Origin of the sequence: Streptomyces sp. NBC_00019 (assembly GCF_045041015.1) — a bacterium.
Taxonomy (GTDB): domain Bacteria; phylum Actinomycetota; class Actinomycetes; order Streptomycetales; family Streptomycetaceae; genus Streptomyces.
The window spans coordinates 10,215,606-10,235,186 of the sequence record NZ_CP108302.1 but is presented as its reverse complement, the minus strand read 5'-3'; the positions used below and the strand labels follow the sequence as shown (position 1 = coordinate 10,235,186).

At 69.8% G+C, this 19,581-nt stretch carries 16 protein-coding genes; 9 read left to right on the top strand and 7 right to left on the bottom strand.

Annotated features, from left to right (window positions below):
• Positions 1-75: 75 nt before the first annotated feature.
• Entirely contained in the window at positions 76-1,209 is a 1,134-nt protein-coding gene (locus OHU89_RS47420; protein ID WP_405654972.1) for a cellulase family glycosylhydrolase, read from the bottom strand.
• 113 nt (positions 1,210-1,322) lie between these two features.
• Between OHU89_RS47420 and OHU89_RS47415 the strand changes: the two genes are divergently transcribed.
• On the top strand, positions 1,323-2,342 hold the full coding sequence (locus tag OHU89_RS47415) for an LCP family protein (RefSeq protein ID WP_405654970.1): 1,020 nt from the start codon (positions 1,323-1,325) through the stop codon (positions 2,340-2,342).
• Between the two features lie 57 nt (positions 2,343-2,399).
• Here OHU89_RS47415 and OHU89_RS47410 read toward each other — a convergent pair whose 3' ends face one another.
• From OHU89_RS47410 to OHU89_RS47385, 6 genes are all read right to left on the bottom strand, one after another.
• Entirely contained in the window at positions 2,400-2,813 is a 414-nt protein-coding gene (locus tag OHU89_RS47410; RefSeq protein WP_405652421.1) for a diguanylate cyclase domain-containing protein, read from the bottom strand.
• Positions 2,814-2,852: 39 nt separating this feature from the next.
• Positions 2,853-3,104, bottom strand: a complete 252-nt coding sequence (locus tag OHU89_RS47405; protein WP_405652419.1) for a hypothetical protein — start codon at positions 3,102-3,104, stop codon at positions 2,853-2,855.
• A gap of 238 nt (positions 3,105-3,342) precedes the next feature.
• Positions 3,343-4,131, bottom strand: a complete 789-nt coding sequence (locus OHU89_RS47400) for a leucyl/phenylalanyl-tRNA--protein transferase (RefSeq protein WP_405652417.1) — start codon at positions 4,129-4,131, stop codon at positions 3,343-3,345.
• Positions 4,128-7,406, bottom strand: a complete 3,279-nt coding sequence (locus OHU89_RS47395; protein WP_405652415.1) for an amino acid adenylation domain-containing protein — start codon at positions 7,404-7,406, stop codon at positions 4,128-4,130. Before OHU89_RS47395 ends, OHU89_RS47400 begins: the two co-directional genes overlap by 4 nt.
• A 74-nt stretch (positions 7,407-7,480) precedes the next feature.
• Complete coding sequence (locus OHU89_RS47390; protein ID WP_405652413.1) at positions 7,481-10,597, bottom strand: EAL domain-containing protein; 3,117 nt, start codon at positions 10,595-10,597, stop codon at positions 7,481-7,483.
• A 289-nt stretch (positions 10,598-10,886) separates the two neighbouring features.
• Positions 10,887-11,246, bottom strand: a complete 360-nt coding sequence (locus tag OHU89_RS47385; RefSeq protein ID WP_405652411.1) for a hypothetical protein — start codon at positions 11,244-11,246, stop codon at positions 10,887-10,889.
• 158 nt (positions 11,247-11,404) lie between these two features.
• Here OHU89_RS47385 and OHU89_RS47380 point away from each other — a divergent pair, with 158 nt between their 5' ends.
• The 8 genes from OHU89_RS47380 (at position 11,405) to OHU89_RS47345 (ending at position 19,557) form a co-directional block, all read left to right on the top strand.
• Positions 11,405-12,472, top strand: coding sequence for a lytic transglycosylase domain-containing protein (locus OHU89_RS47380; protein WP_405652409.1), 1,068 nt, complete (start codon positions 11,405-11,407; stop codon positions 12,470-12,472).
• 54 nt (positions 12,473-12,526) lie between these two features.
• Positions 12,527-13,549: a sigma-70 family RNA polymerase sigma factor gene (locus OHU89_RS47375; RefSeq protein WP_405652407.1), complete on the top strand. Its 1,023-nt coding sequence runs from the start codon at positions 12,527-12,529 to the stop codon at positions 13,547-13,549.
• Between the two features lie 105 nt (positions 13,550-13,654).
• A complete protein-coding gene (locus OHU89_RS47370; protein ID WP_405652405.1) occupies positions 13,655-14,602 on the top strand; it encodes an ABC transporter ATP-binding protein in 948 nt (315 codons plus the stop codon).
• Positions 14,599-15,369, top strand: coding sequence for an ABC transporter permease (locus OHU89_RS47365; RefSeq protein WP_266818363.1), 771 nt, complete (start codon positions 14,599-14,601; stop codon positions 15,367-15,369). Before OHU89_RS47370 ends, OHU89_RS47365 begins: the two co-directional genes overlap by 4 nt.
• 3 nt (positions 15,370-15,372) lie before the next feature.
• Positions 15,373-16,188 carry an MlaE family ABC transporter permease gene (locus OHU89_RS47360; RefSeq protein WP_405652403.1) on the top strand — a complete coding sequence of 272 codons (816 nt, stop codon included), beginning with the start codon at positions 15,373-15,375 and terminating at the stop codon, positions 16,186-16,188.
• Between the two features lie 8 nt (positions 16,189-16,196).
• Complete coding sequence (locus OHU89_RS47355) at positions 16,197-17,444, top strand: MCE family protein (protein WP_405652401.1); 1,248 nt, start codon at positions 16,197-16,199, stop codon at positions 17,442-17,444.
• Positions 17,441-18,493: an MCE family protein gene (locus OHU89_RS47350; protein ID WP_405652399.1), complete on the top strand. Its 1,053-nt coding sequence runs from the start codon at positions 17,441-17,443 to the stop codon at positions 18,491-18,493. Before OHU89_RS47355 ends, OHU89_RS47350 begins: the two co-directional genes overlap by 4 nt.
• A complete protein-coding gene (locus OHU89_RS47345; protein WP_405652397.1) occupies positions 18,490-19,557 on the top strand; it encodes an MCE family protein in 1,068 nt (355 codons plus the stop codon). The genes OHU89_RS47350 and OHU89_RS47345 overlap by 4 nt, the downstream gene beginning before the upstream one ends.
• Positions 19,558-19,581: the final 24 nt, after the last annotated feature.

Here is a 19,581-nt window from a genome sequence, read left to right as displayed (position 1 = left end):
GGGACAGCAGCTCAAACGGGGATGGTTCACCATCGACCACCTTGACCCTGGTCTCCCGAGTGCGTACACGATCAATCAATGCTTGCCCATACGCCCCGCCCCTGCCAGCGGAGGACCCCGTTCGCCGAGCGCTTCGACGGCGCGACGCAGGGCGCCGAAGGCGGGCTTGGCGCTTCCGTCGCCGCGGCGCAGGCCGAAGAAGTTCTGGTTCGACGCGGTGTCGGTCCCGAGATCGCGGTCGGTGTACCAGATCAGCGCACTCACCCGCGGGGTCCGGGCCGCCGTGGGCACCGCGTCCGCGGCGATCGCGGCCTGCCGCTCCTCGGTCACGTGGGCCGGTCCGTTCGTGGGCGCGCCGTACTCGGTGATCCACACAGGCGTGTCGGGCGTGCCGTGCGCGGACAGTACGCCTCGCAGGCTGTCCTGCGTACGGCCGATCCTGTCCCAGGCTGTGCCCTGCGGGGCTCTGGAGCTCGCGAGGTACGGATAGGTGTACGGGTGGTAGCCGACGGCGTCGACGAGCCGGTCGCCGCCCTGTGTCAGCACGGCCGTGAGGAAGTCCGTCGCCGAGATGGCCGCGTTCTCGGTGCTCGCCGCGGCGAGCCCGCCGAGGATGACGTAGGCCGACGGATCCGTATGCCGCAGAGCCCGGCTCGTCGTCCGCAGGAGCGTCGTGTAGGCGGCCGCGTCGGGGGCTGGCTGCCAGAAGCCGGGGATGTTCGGCTCGTTCCAGACTTCCCACGTGCGGATGCCCCGCGGCGCGTACCGTGCCGCGGCAGCCCCGGCGAAGGTGGCGAACGCCTCGGGGTCGGCAGGCGCGCACTTGTCGGCGGTACAGCCCGCCGAGCGCGCCCACGGCGGCGTGTAGGCGAGCACGGGCAGCACGGTGAGGCCGCGTGAGGTGGCCGCGGTGACGACGCGATCGAACAGATGCCATCGGTAGCCGTCCGGCCCGTCGGGCTGGATGTCCTGCCAGGACAGGTCGGCCCGGACCCAGCGCGCGCCCACCGTGACGGCGTCGTCGAGCGCGGCGGCCAGATCCTCGTCGGACATCCAGACGAGGCGGTCGCCGTACGCGATGCCGAGCCGCAGGGACGGGGTCGTGGACGTGGAGTCGTGCGACGCACAGCTCGTGGCCAGGAGGGCCCCGGCCACCAGCACGATCAGCGCGAGCCAGGTGACCGAACGACGGCGTCCGAGGTGGTTCATCGCCACCTGATCCAACGTACGTGTGGAGTTGACTCCCCGCATTCCTGGGCGCAAGGTGTACGTATACATCGTAAATTTACGCACGCATCTATGCTATTTCGGGCGTGAGGCACATGACAGTCCAGTGGCCGCGATGGGAACCGAGGCGCAGCACCGGCCGGCCGCATCACCTCCTGCGCGCCGCGCTGGTGCTCGGCCTCGCCGCCGTGCTCGCCCTGCTCGGCCTCGGCGCCGGCGCGGTGTGGTGGGGCACCAACCACTACGGCGACCAGGTCACCCGCATTCCCGACGCCTTCCCGGCAGGCCCCCGCCCGCCCAGACCTCCGGCCCACGACGGCGGTACGACCTTCCTGCTGGCAGGGGTCGACAGCCGCTCGGGGCGGCCGACCACCGGCAGTGACGCGACGGCGCGCCTGTGGACGTACGGCGCGCAGCGCAGCGACACGCTGATGCTGGTGCACCTGAGCGGCGACAAGGGAACCGTCCATGTGATGTCCCTCCCGAGGGACAGCTGGGTGCCCGTCCCCGGCCATGGCTCGGCAAAGATCAACGCCGCGTTCTCCTGGGGCGGCCCGCCCCTCATGATCCAGACGGTGGAGCAGCTCACCGAGAGCCGCGTCGACCACTTCTGCGTGATCGACTGGAACGGGTTCAAACGCCTCACCGACTCCGTCGGCGGCGTACCCGTCACGGTCCACGAGGACTCGTACGACTCGGCGCGACAGCGGCACTGGACGGCCGGCACCCATGTCATGCACGGCGACGAGGCGCTCGCGTACGTCGGGCAGCGGCATGGTCTGCCCGGCGGCGACCTGGACCGGATCAAGCGTCAGCAGCAGTTCCTGCGCGGCCTGGTCGGTGAGATACGGGGCCGGGTCGGCCTCACTGACCCGCTCGGCGCCGCCAGGATGCTCGACGCGATCACGGGCACGGTGAGCGTGGACGACCGGATGTCCAACGGCGACCTGCGCGGCCTGGTGTTCGGCCTGCGGCACCTGGACGCGTCGGACGCCCGGTTCGCCACCGCGCCGGTCCTCCGGTCGGAGACGGTCAGCGGGCAGTCCGCCCTGGTCCTGGACCGGGAGAAGCTGCGGGCCGAGTGGCGTGCGGTCGAGACCGGGGAAGCCGAATGACAGTTGACCTGGGACGCCCGCGAGGTGCTGATGTTACAGACGCCGTAAATACGCGGTTTATCTCTCAGCTCGAATCCACAGGCTGATCTTTTCTGCTCGAAAGCACCGCATGGCGCCTCCTTCTGGGGACCCGATGCTGCGGGCCGATGTCCTGACGAAGGCGTCGGTGATCCATGAGCGGCCAGGCTTTCCGGCGCTCTGGCCCCGAACCACTTCCGGCTGCTGTCCGGCAGATAACGCGGCCCGGTTCTTGCCTTCGGTCTTGGCTCGGTACAGGGCGGTGTCAGCGTCCCGCAGCGCTTCTGCCGACGTGGTCGGCCCGGTGATGCTCCGCGCTCCGATGCTTGATGTCACGTGGACCGGCCGAGAGTGGACTCCATGCGCTCGTTCAGCAGCGCTCGATTGGCGAGACCCGCCAATGGGTCGTGGGTCGCCTGATGGCTCAGCTACTTCTGGAGCTGCCGCCGACATTGGCCAGCACGGTCAACGGCCACATCAGGATGAGCGCGATCAGGATCGACAGTCGCTGCCGGGGCATCCTCTCCTGGTCTTCCGCCAGCTGTGCCGGCCGGCGGACGAGTGCAGCGCCGCCGCCCCCAGCAGGAGAGAGGAGACCATCCAGCCCGCTTCGGCCACGTCCTCCGGGATCACGGTCCCGGTGGCCAGCGTTCCGTAGTGGAGGCCGTCGGCAGCGAGCAGGATCAGAAGCCATCCGATGCACACGGGATAGGCGATGGACACCGCGAGCGGCCACGCGGACATCTCACTGCGCAGGTAGGGGGCGATGCGAAGACCTGCACAGCTGAACGGTCAAGGACCGCGGGCCGGCGTCAGCGGAGCAGCGGACAGCGGCCGCCCTGATTGCCGGTGACGGCCGTCGCCTTGAATCGGGCCTCCAGCACCGGGTGTTGGCTGACCCTGCAACTGCCGTGCCTCACCCGTGCGGAACCTTGGGCGGACGGTCACGCACCTCGCACGGCAGGAGGGGCGACGAACGCGATCAGCGCGATCCCGTCGGCTGGGCGAGGCGGCGGGCGGGCAGGGTGGCGGTGGGCCACGGGAGGCTGTCGCGCGTGGTGCGGCGGAGGTGTCGTACGTACTGCTCTCGCGGTACGAGAATGCCGCCGAGGTCGCGGACGTGCGGACTTTCCCGCTGCGCGTCGAGCAGCTCGCCGCCGGCCTGTGCGAAGCGCGCCGCGAGGTCGGTCACCGCGACCTTCGAGGCACCGGGACGGTGGAAGAACATCGAGTCCATGCTGAAGACCGATCCGACCTGCAGGCCGAAGACGCCGCCGATCAGATCGCCGTCCTCCCACACCTCGACGCTGTGAGCATGACCCAGATCGTGCAGGCGGACCAGGCTTGCGATCAGCTCGTCGGTGAGCCACAGGGGGACGCGGCCGGCGCGGCATTCGCGGACGACCGCCTCGAACCGCCGGTCCAGGCTGGTCGACCACGGCAGCCGGTTGCGCAGCCGCCGGGCGAGGCTCCGACTGAGGTGCGTGGCCGAGACAGGCAGCACCGGCCTGGGGTCGGGCGACCACCAGGAGACGGCGTAGGGATCGGCCGATTCCTCGCCCACGAGCCGGATGCGGCCTTCCCGGACCTGATCGGCGAAGACCACCTCGTTCAGGGCGCGGGTGTACTCGTCGGATGCCGGGAACGGATAGACCCCGGCCCGGTACGCCGCCAGGAGGCCCGCGGGGCTGAGGTCGGCGCCGAAGGCCACCGGTCCGTCGGGCGCCGCTTCCCGTACGTCCAGCTCCTCCCAGCGAGGGCATCGGCTCACCACTGTGTCGCTTCCTGCCCTTGGCTCTTCACCGACCGGAAGCCGTCGGCCTGCTGGAGGAAGTCGATGTAGCGGTCCATCATCTCCGCGTCCACCGGCGGAATGTCGATCCCGGCGTCCACCAGGGCACGTTCCGCGTTGCCGCGGGTGAACTCCGTGAAAACGCCCTGGAAGTACATCTCGCTCACGGTGATGTCGGCGCGCGCACACCGGTCGACGAAGAGCGGGACGAACGGGGTGATCGGGTCGGTGGGGTGCCCGGCCGCGTACTTCACCAGAGCGGCGACCCACTCGGCGTACGGGATCTGCTGGACCGGGTGACCCCGCCGGCGCAGGCGCTCGGCGAGAGAGTTCAGCAGCGTGGGACGGGGGTTGGTCAGGTGGTAGACCTCGCCGCGGGCGGGATGGCGGGTGGAGATGTGTCCGACGGCGCGGGCTAGGTGGTCGGCCGGCAGGAAGTCCAGCGCCAGTCGGACGTCCGGGCACAGCCCGGTCCGCGCGATGAAGTCGAAGAGGGCGGCCAGCTCGCTGCTGGTGTTCATCACGCCGGTTCCGTCGCGGCCCGTGATGTCCATCAGGCGGTAGACGGCGACCGGCAGGCCCGCGTCGGAGGCCTTCTTCAGCAGCGCTTCGCCGACCCATTTGGTCTCCACGTATCCCACCGACAGATACTCGGGGAAACGCAGCGGCGTGCTCTCCGTCACCTCGCGCACCCCGGCAGGCCCGAATCCGGCGAGCACCGCCATGCTGGAGGCGAAGTGGACCGGGACGGCCCGGCCGGCGGCGAGGCGGATGATCTCGTACGTTCCGTCGACGTTGACCGCGCGCAACTCGTGGTACGGGTAGATGAAGTTGACCTGGCCACCGAAGTGGTAGACGGCGTCGATGGTCGATCCCAGCTCCTCGAACCGGCTTGGGGACAGCCCCAGTCCGGGCTTGCCCAGGTCGCCGACGACCGGCTGGACGCGCTCGCTGGACAGATCGGTGAGAACGTACCGCTGGTGGCTCGCGCGGATCCGCTCCATGCCGCGCTGGTCGTCGGAGGCCCTGACCAGGCACAGGACCCGCCCCGTCGTCCTGCGCAACAGCTCGTCGATCATGTAGGCGCCGCAGAACCCCGTCGCCCCGGTGAGGAGGACGTCGCCGGGGCACCGGGGGTCCGGAGCCGACGCGTCACGGCCCACTGCCGGCATGTGCCGATCGGTCTCGGCGGCGAAGTCGACGCTCCCGCCGTCCGGGTGGGCCAGTGTGCCGGCACGTGCCTGGCGTACGGACTCCGCGAACGCGGCGAGCGTCGGATACCGCAGCAGCGAACGGGTCAGGTCGCGGATCTGTGTGACGCCGATGCCGAACACGACGCGGGTCCGGGCGAGCATCTCCATGGCCAGCAGCGAGTTGCCGCCCAGCTCGAAGAAGTCGTCGTGCGGACGGACATAGTCCACATCCAGGATCTGGCCCCACAACTGGGCCATCCCCTGCGGCACCAGACGGTCGTCGGCGCCAATAGTCCGTGCCGCGGTCACGGGTTCCGGCACGGCCCTGCGGTCGAGTTTTCCGCCGGGTGTGACGGGCAGCCGCTCCACCGCGTGGAAGGCCGCCGGGATCATGTGGCCCGGCAGGACCTCGGCGAGCGCCGAGCGCAGCCGTGCGCGCAGCACCTCTGTTTCGCCGCCGGCCGGCGGCGAGGTCGGCGTGAAGTACGCGATGAGGTCCCGGTCGCCGCCTGCGCGTGTCCGGGCCACCACCATCGCCTGCCCGATCTCCGGGTGGGAGGCGAGCGCGGCCTCGACCTCGGCCGGGTCGACCCGGAACCCGCGGATCTTCATCTGGTCGTCGACCCGGCCCAGGACTTCCAGGTTGCCGTCCGGGCGTCGGCGGCCCAGATCCCCGGTGCGATACATCCGGCCCCCGGGCGCCGAGCCGTGCGGGTCGGGCAGGAACTGCTGCGCGGTCAGGGCGGGTTGCCGCCAGATACCACGTGCCAGCACCGGGCCGCCGAGGTAGATCTCGCCGCGCTCGCCCGGCGGCACCGGGCGCAGTTCGGCGTCGAGCACGTGGACGTGATTCCCCTCCAGGGGCCTGCCGATCGGGGCGACTGCGGTGTCCGGCGCGGCGAGCACTTCCTCGTTCAGGTCGCAGAGCGTGGAGGTGATGGTGGTCTCGGTGAGTCCGTAGGCGTTGACGAGTCGCGCGCCGGGGATCCGGTGCAGAATGGCGCGGCAGTCCTTCGTGGTGACGATCTCGCCGCCGACGATGACGAGCCGCAGCGACGCGAGGCTCTCGTCGCGGTCCGGGACGGAGACGATCCGATGCCAGTAGGCGGGGGTCAGGTCGGCGACGGTGATCCCGTACTCCGGGAGGCGGTGCAGCAGGTCGGTGGGCGCCCACGTATGCGTTCCCGCGGGGACGAGTGTCGCGCCGCTGATCAGCGTGGCAAAGATCTGCTCCAGTGAGGTGTCGAAGCCGAGCGCCGCGGCGTGCAGCACCCGGTCACCGGGCCTGAGTTCGTATGCCCGGGCCACCGCGGTGAGGGAGTGGGCCAGCGACCGGTGCGTGATCATCACTCCCTTGGGAGGTCCGGTGGAGCCGGAGGTGTAGATCACGTAGGCGAGGTCGTCCAGCCGTGGGCAGGGGCCCGGTCGCGGTCCCTCCCGAGGCGCCTGCGCGGCCGGTTCCCCGGTGTGGATGATCCGCGCCTCGCACTCGGCGAACATCGGGGCGTGCTCACGGCTCGAGACGACGAGGCGTGAACCGCTCTCCCGGACCAGTCCGGCCACCCGTTGCCGCGGAGTTGCCGGGTCGAGGGGCAGGAACGCGCCGCCGGAGCTCAGCACCGCCAGCAGCGCGACGACCAGCTCGGGCCCGCGGTCGAAACACACGGTGACGACGGGCTCCGTGTCGACACCCGACTCCCGCAGCCGGTGGGCAAGCCGGTCCGCGCGGCCGGTCAGCTCCGCGTAGCTGAGCCGGCCCTCGTCCGAGAGCACCGCGATAGCGGACGGCTCACGCCGGGCCCGCTCCCGGACCAGCTCGGGCACGGTGCCCCGCCCGGGTCCCGGGGGTCGCCCCTCGGTGCGGGCGCTCGCAGGCCGCATGTCGGTCCACAGACGGTCCACCAGGCTTCCGCACCACCCGGCGGACTCCGGTCCGCCGATCCGACGCCACCCTGCCGGAATCCGACGGTCGGCAGGCCAGATGGCGTACTGCTCCTCGTCGTTGCGCAGCACGACGCACGGTGCAGCCGACTCTGCCGACAGGTGATCACGTTCCGTCACCTCGGACCTCCTGCCTCGCGCGGCGTTCCGCGGAGTACGACCTGCCTCTCCCGCGCGGGAGAGGGCCGCCGCCCTCACCGCTTCCTTTCCGCGGGCGCCCCGGGCGATCCAGCCAGGCGGCCGAGCGGCGGCGCAAGGACGAGGTGCTCCGCCTCCTCGGCGCTGACCGGCTCGGCGAAAAGATACCCCTGGCCGAGTCGGCAGCCCATGGAGATCAGCGACTCCTGCTGCCTCACGTCCTCCACTCCTTCGGCGATCACCGTGAGGCCGAGGGTGTCGGCGAGATGCGTGATGCCCTCGACCAGGGCGTACTGCTCGGACGAGCGCCCGAGTTGGTCGACGAACGACTTGTCGATCTTGAGTATCGAGATCGGGAACTCACGCAGATAGCTCAGCGACGAGTAGCCCGTTCCGAAATCGTCAATCGCGAAGCGGATCCCAAGGTCGGTGAGCGAACTCATCTCAGCCAGGATGCGCTCGTCGTTGTACATCAGCACACTCTCGGTCAGTTCCAGTACGAGAGACGACGGTTCGATGCCGGAGAGTTGCAGGGCACGCCGCACCACGTTGTGGAACTCGTCGTCCCGGAACTGACGCGGCGACACATTCACGCTGACGTAAGGTGCGTTGCGGTCGGCCGTCCCGGCGCGCAGCACAGTGTCCTCCCACCGGACCGCCTCGGCCGCGGCCTGGTCGAGCACCCAGGCGCCGAGCGGGACGATCTGCCCGCTCTCCTCGGCCAGCGTGATGAACTGCTCCGGCAACACCATGCCGCGCGTGGAGTGGGGCCAGCGAACCAGCGCCTCAAAGCCGGCGATCTGCCCGCTGGCCAGCTCCACGATGGGCTGGTAGAGCACCATGAACGACGTCTCGATCGACGAACTGTCCAGACCCTCCTGCAACTTGGCACGCTCGGCCATGCCGCTCTGCAGCTCCGGGTGGTAGCTGCGCCACTGGCGCTTGCCCGCCGTCTTCGCCGCGTACAGGGCGAGATCGGCGTGCGTCAGCAGTTCGACCGAGTCGATGCTGTCCTCCGTCGTCGCGACGCCGACGCTGGCGTACATGCTCACCGGCCCCACACTGAGCCGGAACGGCTCGGCGAACACGGACATCACGTGTTCGGTGAACCGTTCCACGCCCGCCGGCGTAACGGAACCCTCCACCAGGAGGGCGAACTCGTCGCCGCCGATGCGCGCGGCGGTGTCGGAGGCACGGACGGTGGTCTGCAGCCGGAGTGACAGCGCGACCAGGAGTTCGTCGCCCACGCCGTGGCCGTGTATGTCGTTGACGACCTTGAACTCGTCCACGTCGACGAAGAGCACGCCGACCACCGTGCCCTCGCGCTGGGCCTGCACCAGGGCGTGGTTGATCCGCTCCTGGAAGAGCACGCGGTTGGCCAGGCCGGTGAGCGAGTCATGGAACGCCTGGTGGGTGAGTTCGCGTTCGAGCTTGCGCTGTTCGGTCACGTCCCGCAGGGTGAGCACCACCCCACCGACGGTGGCTTCCTCGCGCAGGTCGCTCCACCTCACCTCGACCTCGATGGTCGCCCGGTCGGTGCGGACCATGCGCCAGTGCTCGCGCCTGGTCTGGTATTCGCGGCTCCGTATCCGGTCGAGCGTCTCGGCCACCGCGCGGCTGTCCTGCGGCGGCACCAGATCGATCAGCTGGGTGCCCTCCAGGTCCGGAACGCCCAGCATCTGGTCGGCGGAGGGACTGGCATAGCGGACCCGGTCGTCGTCGAGGATCAGGATGACGTCGGAGGCGTTCTGCACCAGCGTGCGGAAGTACATCTCGCTGTTGCGCCGGTTGACCTCCTGGGCGAGGGTGACCCGCGCCGCGGCAAGTGCCGTCTGCGCGGCGAGAGTCTCCAGCGTGTCTCGGAGCACGAGCAGGTCATGCTCGTTCCCGGCCACGATCAGCGCCCCGACCAGCGGGTCGTCCGAGGGGTGGTCCTGCGAGGTGAGCGGGCAGACCAGCGCGTGGCCGGTGCGGGTGGGCACCTCGTCCGAGCCCGTGATGTGGGCGGCAAGATCGGGCCCCGCAGCACCGAGGGGCACCAGGCGGCTCTCGCCGGACGCGATCAGTTCCCGTACGGCGGCGGTCGCCCGCGCGGACAGGGGCCCGCGTGCGCCGCCGTGCGCCCTGCTCATCCAGAGCATGTTGTCCGGCACAGTGAGCAGCGCGGAACGCTGTGGACTGTTAGGCATCAGCTCCGTCACCGCGGAGTGGACGGCTGCGGCCAGATCTCGCAGATCGCCCGCTCCGCCCAGCGACGACACCGCGTTGCGCAGCACCTTCTCCCGGCCGACTGCCCGCCGGTGGGTCGCCACCACGCCCGCCAGGCGGTAGAGCACGAGGAGGAAGAGCACCGCGGAGAACACCCCGATGACACCGACGTCGGACCTCACACCGCGCACCCCCTCCGTCAGGAGGATGACCGGCGCGATCAACGACGCCAGGGCGAGCAGGCTCACCCGCCCCATGCCGGTCTCGGCGCGCCACGCAACCGGATGGGTCAGCGACCGCATGGTCGGATCGAGAGCGGCGGCCGCCCAGGCGCCGTACAGAACGGCCCAGCCGAGATCGACCGCGGTGCCAGTGCGCCAGGTCCCGTTCAGTTGAATCAGGCCGTACGCCACGTCGGCGGTGAGCAGGCCGACAGTGCCCGCGGCGAGCAGCATGAGCGAGCGGCTCTTGCCGCCACGGCCGGCGAGCAGGCGCAGCAGCATCGCCAGTACGAGGATGTCGCCGAGCGGATAGGCGATGGAGAACGCCTTCTGCACCCAGGTGAGGCCCTCGACGCGGGCATACGGATCGATGAGGAAGAGCCACGACAGCAGCGCCAGGCCGGCAGTCAGCGTCAGCGCGTCGACGAGGCTCGCCCGGTCGCGCCAACTCGTGCGCCAGTGGACAAAGCTCAGCAGCCCGGCCGCATAGAGCGGATATGCCGCGAGATAGAAACCGTCGGCGATCGACGGAAACGGGATCTCCTCCTGGAGCAACTCGATGAGGATGATCTGCGTGGTCTGACCCGCGACGAAAGCGAGGTTTCCCGCGGCGAGCAACAGCCAGGGAAGTCGGTGCGCTGGGCGGTTGAGAAAGACGCCGAGGACAATACCGACAACGCCGGTCGCCCCAATGGCGACGAAGATCATCCGCTGTTCCGGGAATATGTAGTAGAACGCTGTCAATACGACGATGCATGTGCTGACAGCAGCCATCGCAGCCTGGCTTCGCAGTCGCACGTTCATCCCAACTAACCTCCGGGGAGGGCTACTTGTCGGGCGGGCCGAGCTGGGCGACTGGCACCGGGAAGCGGAGAAGCCCGTGAGATCGGGCTGACAAGGGAGAATTCTCCGGGCCGGGACTCGGCCTGGTCACCTATGAACACGGTCGCCGGTATATGTGGTCTCCGGTATACACGGCCGCCGTTCTTGCGGGCTCCTTCTCGCTGAGACATCGACGTGTCTTGCATCCAGCTTACCCGGATTGCCATTGGCCGCACGCGCACGGAGGGACACCGCGTCGCGCCCCTAGATACCGCGCCATGCGCGAAAATGAAGTACAAGGAGGACGCAGTATCCGGGTCTGCTCTTCTCCGCTGCGGGCTTCATCGCACACCTTCCGCCGTAGATGATCGGCGTCGGCACGGACCATGATGCCGATCATCGCCAAGCGGATCACGGTCTCGGACCGGGCCGGAATGGTCTCGTAGTCCCGGGCGAGGCGGGTGTGCTGGACGGCGATGTCCTGCCGGGGCAGAGTGGCGAGCTGCCGGTGGGCGGTGGGCTGGTTGGTCTTGATCACGGCGATGTAATGGGTGTTCTTCGTCTCCGCCAAACTCCGTTAGGACAACCCTGAACGCACGCAGCTCCACTGCTCAACTCCCTGCACCCTCAGCTCGTCACCACATCCACGCACGGAATCGTGCGACGGACCCACCCTCCTGCCCCGTAGAGCAGACGACGGACGGGCATCTGCAGGGAGGGGACCGGAGAGTGGCAGGGTACGGAGTCAGAGTCGGCAAGGGTACGGCGGCGGCGATGGTGGCGATGGCGGCGCTGACCGCGTCACAGGCGCCGCGGGAGGTCCCGGCACGGGCCTCGGCGCCGACAGCGGGGCAGGCATCCGCCAGGCACGGGCGGAGCGTGTCCGGCGACACCCCGTACCGCACCGAGCTCCCGCCACTGCGGGCCGCCGGCAGGCGGGACGGCGCCGCGGCACCGGCGGAAGTGGACGCCGCGCTGCCGGCGAGCGTGTTCGCCGCCTACCGGCAAGCAGAGCAGCAGCTCTCGCGTGAGGCGCCCGGCTGCCGGCTGCGGTGGCAGCTGCTGGCGGCGATCGGGCAGGTGGAGTCCGGACAGGCGCGGGGTGGTCGGGTGACGTCGGACGGTACGACGGTGACGCCAATCCTCGGGCCACGGCTGGACGGCGTCTCCTTCGCGCTGATCCGGGACACCGACGGCGGTGCTCATGACGGGGACACGGCGTACGACCGGGCGGTCGGGCCGATGCAGTTCATTCCGTCGACCTGGGCCCGCTGGGGCGCGGACGGCAACGGCGACGAGCGTAGGGATCCGAACAACGTCTGGGACGCGGCGCTGGCCGCCGGACGCTACCTCTGCGCGGGCGGGCGGGATCTGTCCGTCCCGGCCGAACTTGACCGGGTGATCCTCGGCTACAACCACTCGGCGGCCTATCTACGCACGGTCAGGGTCTGGTACGCGTACTTCCTGGACGGGTACCGGGTGGTGCCGGACGCTTCCACCGGTTCCTCGGTCCGCCCCGAGCCTTCGCGGTCACCCTCGAAGCCGGTCTCACGCGCTCCCTCCGCCCGTCCGAGCGCCACCCCGTCCCGCACGCCGTCGGCGCCCGCCCCGCCAGCCCCCACCACGTCCCGTCCGGACACCGGACCCGAGGAGACCGAGGATCCCCAACTCCCCCTCCCCTACCCGGACATCGGGCTCCCCGGCGACGGCGTGCCGCCCAGCGGCGGCCCAGTGACCAGTAACAACGCGGACTCGATGACCGCCGCCCCCTCCACAACCGCCGATACTGGACGGTAATGTCGCGCCCCGCCGGACGGAACAAGGCCGGTGAGTGAGCGCGAAGGAGCCCTCATGGCGACGGACATGCCTGCGGACATGGAAGCCTCCGACGACCGTTGGCAGCGCATGTGGAGACACCGCGAGCAGCTGCTCAAAGTGGCCCGGCGCCGGTCGATGAGTACGGAGGACGCCGAGGACGCGGTGCACGAGGCGATGCTGCGCGCCGCCGAGCGCCCGGACCTGGACGACGAGCGGCTCGCGGCCTGGCTGACGACCGTCACGATGCGGCTGTGCGTCGACCGCTACCGGCAGGTGAACCGCGAAGCGCAGGTCCACACCAGCCCGACCCTCATCGCCCCCGGGCCGGTGCCCGTCGAGGAGGCGGTCTGCGACCGGGCCGAGGCGAAGTGGCTGGCGGTACGCAGTGGTGAGCTGCCCGCGCGGCAGGCCGAGGCGCTGCGGCTGAGGTCGCAGGACCTGGACGTCGGCCAGGTCGCCGTCCGGATGGGTCTGAGCTACCGGACCGTCGAGTCGCTGCTGGCCCGGGCGCGACGGACGCTGCGGCAGTCGCTGGCCGCGACGCTCGGATTCGCGCTGTTCCTCATCGGGTGGGGACGGCCGCGCGGCGGCGGAAAGGTGCAGGCCGTCGCGGTCGCCTCGACGGCGGCGACGCTGGCGGTGGCGGGGTTCGTGCTGCCGTACGCCCTTGAAGGGGGCGGGGACGGGGGAGGTACGGCGCCTCGGCCCGCCGTCGCCTCGCCGGGCGCGGAGGCGCTGCGGCCGGACGGTGGGGGCTGGGGTCGTACGACTCAGGGGGAGCCCACAGGTGCGTCGGCCGACCGGCCGGCAGCCGAGTCCCAGGCTGACGTGTCGTTCCTGCCGCTGTCCGTGCCGCCACTGCCGGGGGTTCCGGACGTTCCGGAGGTCCCGGTGTCGCCGCTGCCGATGCTGTCCGCTCCGGAAGTGCCGCAGCTGCCCGAGATCCCCGACCTGCCGGTGGACCTCTCCGTCGTTCCGACGGACAGGGCGGTCCCGGACGCTCCCGCCGTACCGTCCGCCGCACTCCCCGTGTCCACTCCGAGCCCCCTTCCGTAGCCTCCGGAAACCCGTCCGAAAAAATCGTCGATCCGAGCGACGGACGCCCGCCCCCTCCCCGTAGAGCAGATGTCAGAGCTGCTCCAGGGCTGAAGGGTGGACCGGATGGGTGTCGAGATCTGTGTGGAAGGGCTGACCAAGTCCTTCGGTCACCAGGTCATCTGGCAGGACGTCTCGCTGACGCTGCCCGCCGGGGAGGTCTCGGTCATGCTCGGCCCCTCGGGCACGGGCAAGTCGGTGTTCCTCAAGACGCTCGTGGGACTGCTGAAACCGGAGCGCGGGTCGATCACGATCCAGGGCCGGGACATCACCAGGCTCCGCGAGCACGACCTGTACGAGGTGCGGAAGCTGTTCGGCGTGCTGTTCCAGGACGGCGCGCTGTTCGGCTCGATGAACCTGTACGACAACATCGCCTTTCCGCTGCGCGAGCACACCCGTAAGTCCGAGAGCGAGATCCGGCGCATCGTCCTGGAGAAGATGGACATGGTCGGCCTGATCGGCGCCGAGGAGAAGCTGCCCGGCGAGATCTCCGGCGGGATGCGCAAGCGGGCCGGGCTGGCCCGGGCGCTCGTCCTGGACCCGGAGATCATCCTCTTCGACGAGCCCGACTCGGGCCTCGACCCCGTCCGCGTCGCCTACCTCAACCAGCTCATCGTCGACCTCAACGCCCAGATCGACGCTACCTTCCTGATCGTCACGCACGACATCGCCTCGGCCCGCCAGGTCCCGGACAACATCGGGCTGCTGTTCCGCCGCGAACTGGTGCTGTTCGGGCCCCGCGAGGAGCTGCTGACCAGCGACGAGCCGGTCGTACGGCAGTTCCTCAACGGCCGGATGCAGGGCCCGATCGGCATGGCGGAGGAGAAGGACGCCGCGCAGGTCGAGCAGGAGCTCGCGGCCCTCGGCGACGACGGCAGGGCCACACAGTCTCCTGGCAGTCAGGCACTGACTCCCCGCCTGCTGCCGGGGCCAGGTATCCCCCGGCCACCGCGCTGGGAGGCGATCGCCCGGCGCGAGGCGGCGCTGCACCAGAAGGCGGTGGCCGACGCATGAGTCTGTCTCCAATCGGAGCGCTGCGGCACTCGGGGAGCCTGTTCGCGATGGCGCTGGACGTCGTCCGGACGATCCCCCGACGGCCCTTCCAGGCAAGGGAGTTCATCCAGCAGGCGTGGTTCGTCGCGAGCGTCACCATCCTGCCGACGGCCCTCGTCTCCATCCCGTTCGGAGCGGTCATCGCTCTCCAGATCGGCAGTCTGACACGGCAGTTGGGCGCCCAATCCTTCTCGGGTGCCGCCTCCGTGCTGGCCGTGCTGCGTGAAGCCTCCCCGATCGTCACCGCACTGCTGATCGCGGGCGCCGGCGGCACGGCGATCTGTGCCGATCTCGGGGCGCGGAAGATCCGCGACGAGATCGACGCGATGCAGGTGCTCGGCATCGACCCCATCCACCGCCTCGTCGTGCCGCGCGTACTGGCGTCGATGCTGGTGGCGGTGCTGCTCAACGGCCTGGTGTCGGTGGTCGGCGTGGCGGGCGGCTACTTCTTCAACGTCGTCCTTCAGAACGGCACTCCGGGCGCCTACCTCGCCTCCTTCACCACCCTCGCCCAGCTCTCCGACCTGTGGGCGGGCGAGGCCAAGGCACTCGTCTTCGGCGCGATCTCCGGGATCGTCGCCTCGTACAAGGGGCTGACCGCGAAGGGCGGCCCGAAGGGCGTGGGCGACGCGGTGAACCAGTCGGTGGTGATCACCTTCATGTTGCTGTTCGTGACCAACTTCGTGATGACCGCGGTGTACTTCCAAGTCGTCCCGCAGAGGGGTTAGCCGATGAGACTGCTCGACCGCCCCCTGCGTTCCCTGGAAGCGCTGGGCACCCAACTCTCCTTCTACGGCCGCTCGTTGGCATGGACCGGCCGTACCCTGCGCCGGTACAAGAAGGAGATCCTGCGGCTGCTCGCCGAGGTGAGTTTCGGCCGGGGCGCGCTCGCCGTGGTGGGCGGCACGGTCGGTGTGATCGCCTTCCTGTCCTTCTTCACCGGCACCGAGGTCGGCCTCCAGGGCTACGCGGCCCTGAACCAGCTCGGCACCTCCAACTTCGTGGCGTTCCTCTCGGCGTACTTCAACACCCGGGAGATCGCCCCGCTGGTGGCAGGGCTCGCGCTCTCGGCGACGGTCGGCGCCGGTTTCACCGCGCAGTTGGGCGCGATGCGGATCAGCGAGGAGACCGACGCACTCGAAGTCATGGGCGTGCCCTCGCTGCCGTTCCTGGTGACGACGAGGATGATCGCCGGGTTCGTGGCCGTGATCCCGCTCTACGTGATCGGGCTGCTGTCCTCCTACCTCGCGGCCCGCACCATCACCACCGCCTACTACGGCCAGTCGGCCGGCACCTACGACCACTACTTCCACCAGTACCTGCCCCCGGTCGATGTCCTGTGGTCCTTCGGCAAGGTGCTCGTCTTCGCCGTCCTGATCATCCTGGTGCACTGCTTCTACGGCTACTACGCGAGCGGCGGCCCGGCGGGCGTCGGCGTCGCGGTGGGCCGTGCGGTGCGGACCTCGATCGTGGCGATCAACGTCCTCGACTTCTTCCTGTCGCTCGCGATCTGGGGCGCCAACACGACCGTACGGATCGCGGGGTGAGCCGCCGTATGAGGGTGCTGAGACTGCGGTTGTACGGCCTCGTCTTCATCGCCGTGCTCGCAACTCTGCTGTCGCTGTCGGTCGCCGTCTACCGGCAGGTGTTCACGCCGGCGGTGCGGATCACGCTGGAGGCCGACAGCCTCGGCAACCAGCTCGATCCGCGGGCCGACGTCAAACTGCGCGGGCTGCTGGTCGGCGAGGTGCGCGAGGTGCACGCCGACGGGACGAAGGCGACGCTCGACATCGCGCTCAAGCCGGAGCACGTCGCGTACATCCCGTCGGACGTGCACGCGCGGCTGCTGCCCAAGACGCTGTTCGGCGAGAAGTACGTCGACCTGGTGCCGCCCGCCGGCTCTGCGTCCTCGTCAGCTCGCCCGATCCGCGCCGGTGACGTCATCACCCAGGACCGCACCCGCGTCGGCATCGAGGTGCAGCAGCTGATGAACGACCTGCTGCCCCTGCTGCGAACCGTCCAGCCCGGCAAGCTCAACGCCACCCTGTCCGCCTTCGCCACCGCCCTCGAAGGCCGCGGCGACCGGATCGGCGACAACCTCACCCGCCTGGAGGCCTACCTGCGCCGCCTCAACCCCCATCTGCCGTCCCTCACCGAGGACATCGCCCGCTTCGCGGAGGTCGCCGAGATCTACGGCGACGCGGCGCCTGACCTGCTGACGATCCTGCGCAACACCGTCACCACCAGCCGCACGATCGTCGAGCAGAAGGACCGGCTCGCGGCGGCCCTGAAGACCACGGCCACCGTAGCGGGCACCGCCGAGGACTTCCTCGACGCAAACGGCGACCGGCTCATCACCCTCGGCCGGGTCTCGCGCCCGACGCTGGAGCTGTTCGCCCGCTACTCCCCCGAGTACCCGTGCCTGCTGGCCGGTCTCGTCCGGCAGGAGAAGGCCTCCGAGGAGGCGTTCGCCGGCGGCAAGATGCACATCACGCTGGAGGTCGTACGGCCGCAGGGGGCATACGAGCCTGGTGAGGAGCCGCGTTACGGCGAACGGTCGGGGCCCAACTGCCGTGACCTGCCGAATCCTCCGGTGCCGGCGCCCGGCGCCCACCTCAACGACGGTTCCGGCAAGGCGAGTCCGTCGTCGAGTCCGGTCGGCGTCTCCGCCACCCTGGCCGAACAGCGGGCCGTCGGCTCGCTCGTGGCCCCTGCCCTCGGCGTGCCCGCCGACGAGGTGCCGCCAGTCGCGACGCTGCTGTTCGGGCCGCTGGCGCGCGGAACGGCGGTGAGTGTGGCATGAGGACCGGTCGTACGAGGAGCGCGGGAGCCCGGCAGACCGCCGCCCCGCTCATCAAGTTCAGCCTCTTCGCGGTGGTGACCGTGCTGGCGACAGCGCTGCTGGCCGCCACCATCGTGAACATCTCCTTCACCCCCGAGCACCGGTACAGCGCGGTGTTCAGCGACGTCACCGGCCTGGAGGAGGGCGACGACATCCGCGTGGCCGGGGTGCGGGTCGGCGAGGTCGAGGGCATCCGGATCAAGGACCGGACGCTGGCCGAGGTCACCTTCACGGTCACCGAGGACCGGCCGCTGCTGGCCGGCACGGGCGCGGTCATCCGGTACCGCAACCTGGTCGGGCAGCGGTACGTCGCGCTGACCGAGGGCGCGGGCAACGGCACCCGACTGCGGCCCGGCGCGACGATCCCGCTGGCGCGCACGCAGCCCGCCCTCGATCTCAACGCGCTGCTGAACGGCTTCAAGCCGCTGTTCGCCGCGCTCAGCCCGAAGGACGTCAACCAGCTGGCCACCGAGATCATCAAGACGCTCCAGGGCGAGGGCGGCACCGTCAACAGCCTGCTGATGCACACGGCGTCGCTCACCACGACCCTGGCCGGCCGTGACGAGCTGATCGGCTCGGTGATCGACAACCTCAACACCGTGCTGGGGACGCTGGACAAGCGCGGCGCCCGCTTCTCCGGACTGCTCAAGCAGCTGCGGCGGGTCGTCTCGGGCCTGTCCGCCGATCGCAAGCCCATCGGGCAGTCGCTGGTGAGCATCGGCGATCTGACGGAGGCCACCTCGGGGCTGCTGAAGGACGCGCGCCCGCCGCTGAAGGACGACATCGCCGAGCTGACCGAGCTCACCGGAACGCTGAACGACAACGAGAAGACCGTGGAGGGCGTCCTGAAGCGGCTGCCGAACAAGCTCAACGAACTGACGGGGACGGCGTCCTACGGCTCGTGGTTCAACTTCTACCTGTGTGACTTCGACGGGCGGATCGTGCTGCCGAAGACGAAGCAGGTACTCACGCCTGATCTGCACGTGGCGAGGGCGAGGTGCGGGGCATGAGCCGTAAGAAACGCCCGGAGCCGCTGTTCAAGGTGCGCGTCGAACCGCCGAAGATCCTGCGGATCCGGCTCCGCCGCCCGCGCCTCGGCCCCTTCCGCGACCGCAACCCCGTCGTCATCGGCGCCGTCGGGCTCACGATCCTCGCGCTGCTGACCGTGGCCGCGTTCAACGCCGACCGCCTGCCGGTGATCGGCGACGGCGAGACGTACAGCGCGGCCTTCGCGGAGGCGGGCGGTCTCAAGCCTGGTGACGAGGTACGGATCGCCGGCGTCAAGGTCGGCAAGGTGGAGGAGGTCGACCTGGACGGCGACCACGTCAAGGTCACCTTCAAGATCAAGGGCGAGCCGGGCTTCGGCACCGGGACCGGTGCGTCGATCCGGGTGAAGACGATCCTCGGCGCGAAGTACCTGGCGCTGCACCCCAAGGGGCGGGGCCAGTTGGCGCCCGGCAGCGAGATACCGCTGAAGCGGACGGTCCCCGCCTACGACGTCGTACAGGCGTTCAGCGACCTCACCACCACGTCGGAGAAGATCGACACCGACCGGGTGGCGAAGGCCATGAACACCATCTCCGCCACCTTCGAGGACTCACCGCAAGAGGTGCGGGCGTCCATCAAGGGCCTGTCGCAGATCTCCCGGACGGTGGCCTCCCGCGACAAGTCGCTGCGCGAGCTGCTCAAGCACGCGAACGGCGTCACCGGCGTACTGGCCGACCGATCGGGCGACTTCACCGCCCTGGTCAAGGACGGCGACAAGCTGTTCAAGGAGATCAGCAAGCGGCGCGAGGCGATCCACAACCTGCTCAAGAGCTCCGCCGCGCTCGGCATCCAGCTCTCCGGCCTGGTCCAGGACAACGACAAGGAGATCGGGCCCGCCCTCAAGGGCCTGAACCGCGTGGTGAGCATGCTCGAACGGAACCAGTCCAGCCTGGACCGGAGCATCAAGCTCCTCGCGCCCTATGTACGCGTCTTCAGCAACACCCTCGGCAACGGCCGCTGGTTCGACTCCTACGTCCAGAACCTGGTCGCCGCTCCGGTCGTGCCGCGGACGGGAGGGGCACAGTGAACATCCCTGTCAGGACGAGAAAGC

Bases quoted from the DNA above. Each gene is read 5' to 3' on its own strand.
- OHU89_RS47420 (WP_405654972.1), bottom strand. From the start codon at position 1,209: ATGAACCACCTCGGACGCCGTCGTTCGGTCACCTGGCTCGCGCTGATC.
- OHU89_RS47415 (WP_405654970.1), top strand. From the start codon at position 1,323: ATGACAGTCCAGTGGCCGCGATGGGAACCGAGGCGCAGCACCGGCCGG.
- OHU89_RS47410 (WP_405652421.1), bottom strand. From the start codon at position 2,813: ATGTCGGCGGCAGCTCCAGAAGTAGCTGAGCCATCAGGCGACCCACGA.
- OHU89_RS47405 (WP_405652419.1), bottom strand. From the start codon at position 3,104: ATGTCCGCGTGGCCGCTCGCGGTGTCCATCGCCTATCCCGTGTGCATC.
- OHU89_RS47375 (WP_405652407.1), top strand. From the start codon at position 12,527: ATGGCGACGGACATGCCTGCGGACATGGAAGCCTCCGACGACCGTTGG.
- OHU89_RS47370 (WP_405652405.1), top strand. From the start codon at position 13,655: ATGGGTGTCGAGATCTGTGTGGAAGGGCTGACCAAGTCCTTCGGTCAC.
- OHU89_RS47365 (WP_266818363.1), top strand. From the start codon at position 14,599: ATGAGTCTGTCTCCAATCGGAGCGCTGCGGCACTCGGGGAGCCTGTTC.
- OHU89_RS47360 (WP_405652403.1), top strand. From the start codon at position 15,373: ATGAGACTGCTCGACCGCCCCCTGCGTTCCCTGGAAGCGCTGGGCACC.
- OHU89_RS47355 (WP_405652401.1), top strand. From the start codon at position 16,197: ATGAGGGTGCTGAGACTGCGGTTGTACGGCCTCGTCTTCATCGCCGTG.
- OHU89_RS47350 (WP_405652399.1), top strand. From the start codon at position 17,441: ATGAGGACCGGTCGTACGAGGAGCGCGGGAGCCCGGCAGACCGCCGCC.
- OHU89_RS47345 (WP_405652397.1), top strand. From the start codon at position 18,490: ATGAGCCGTAAGAAACGCCCGGAGCCGCTGTTCAAGGTGCGCGTCGAA.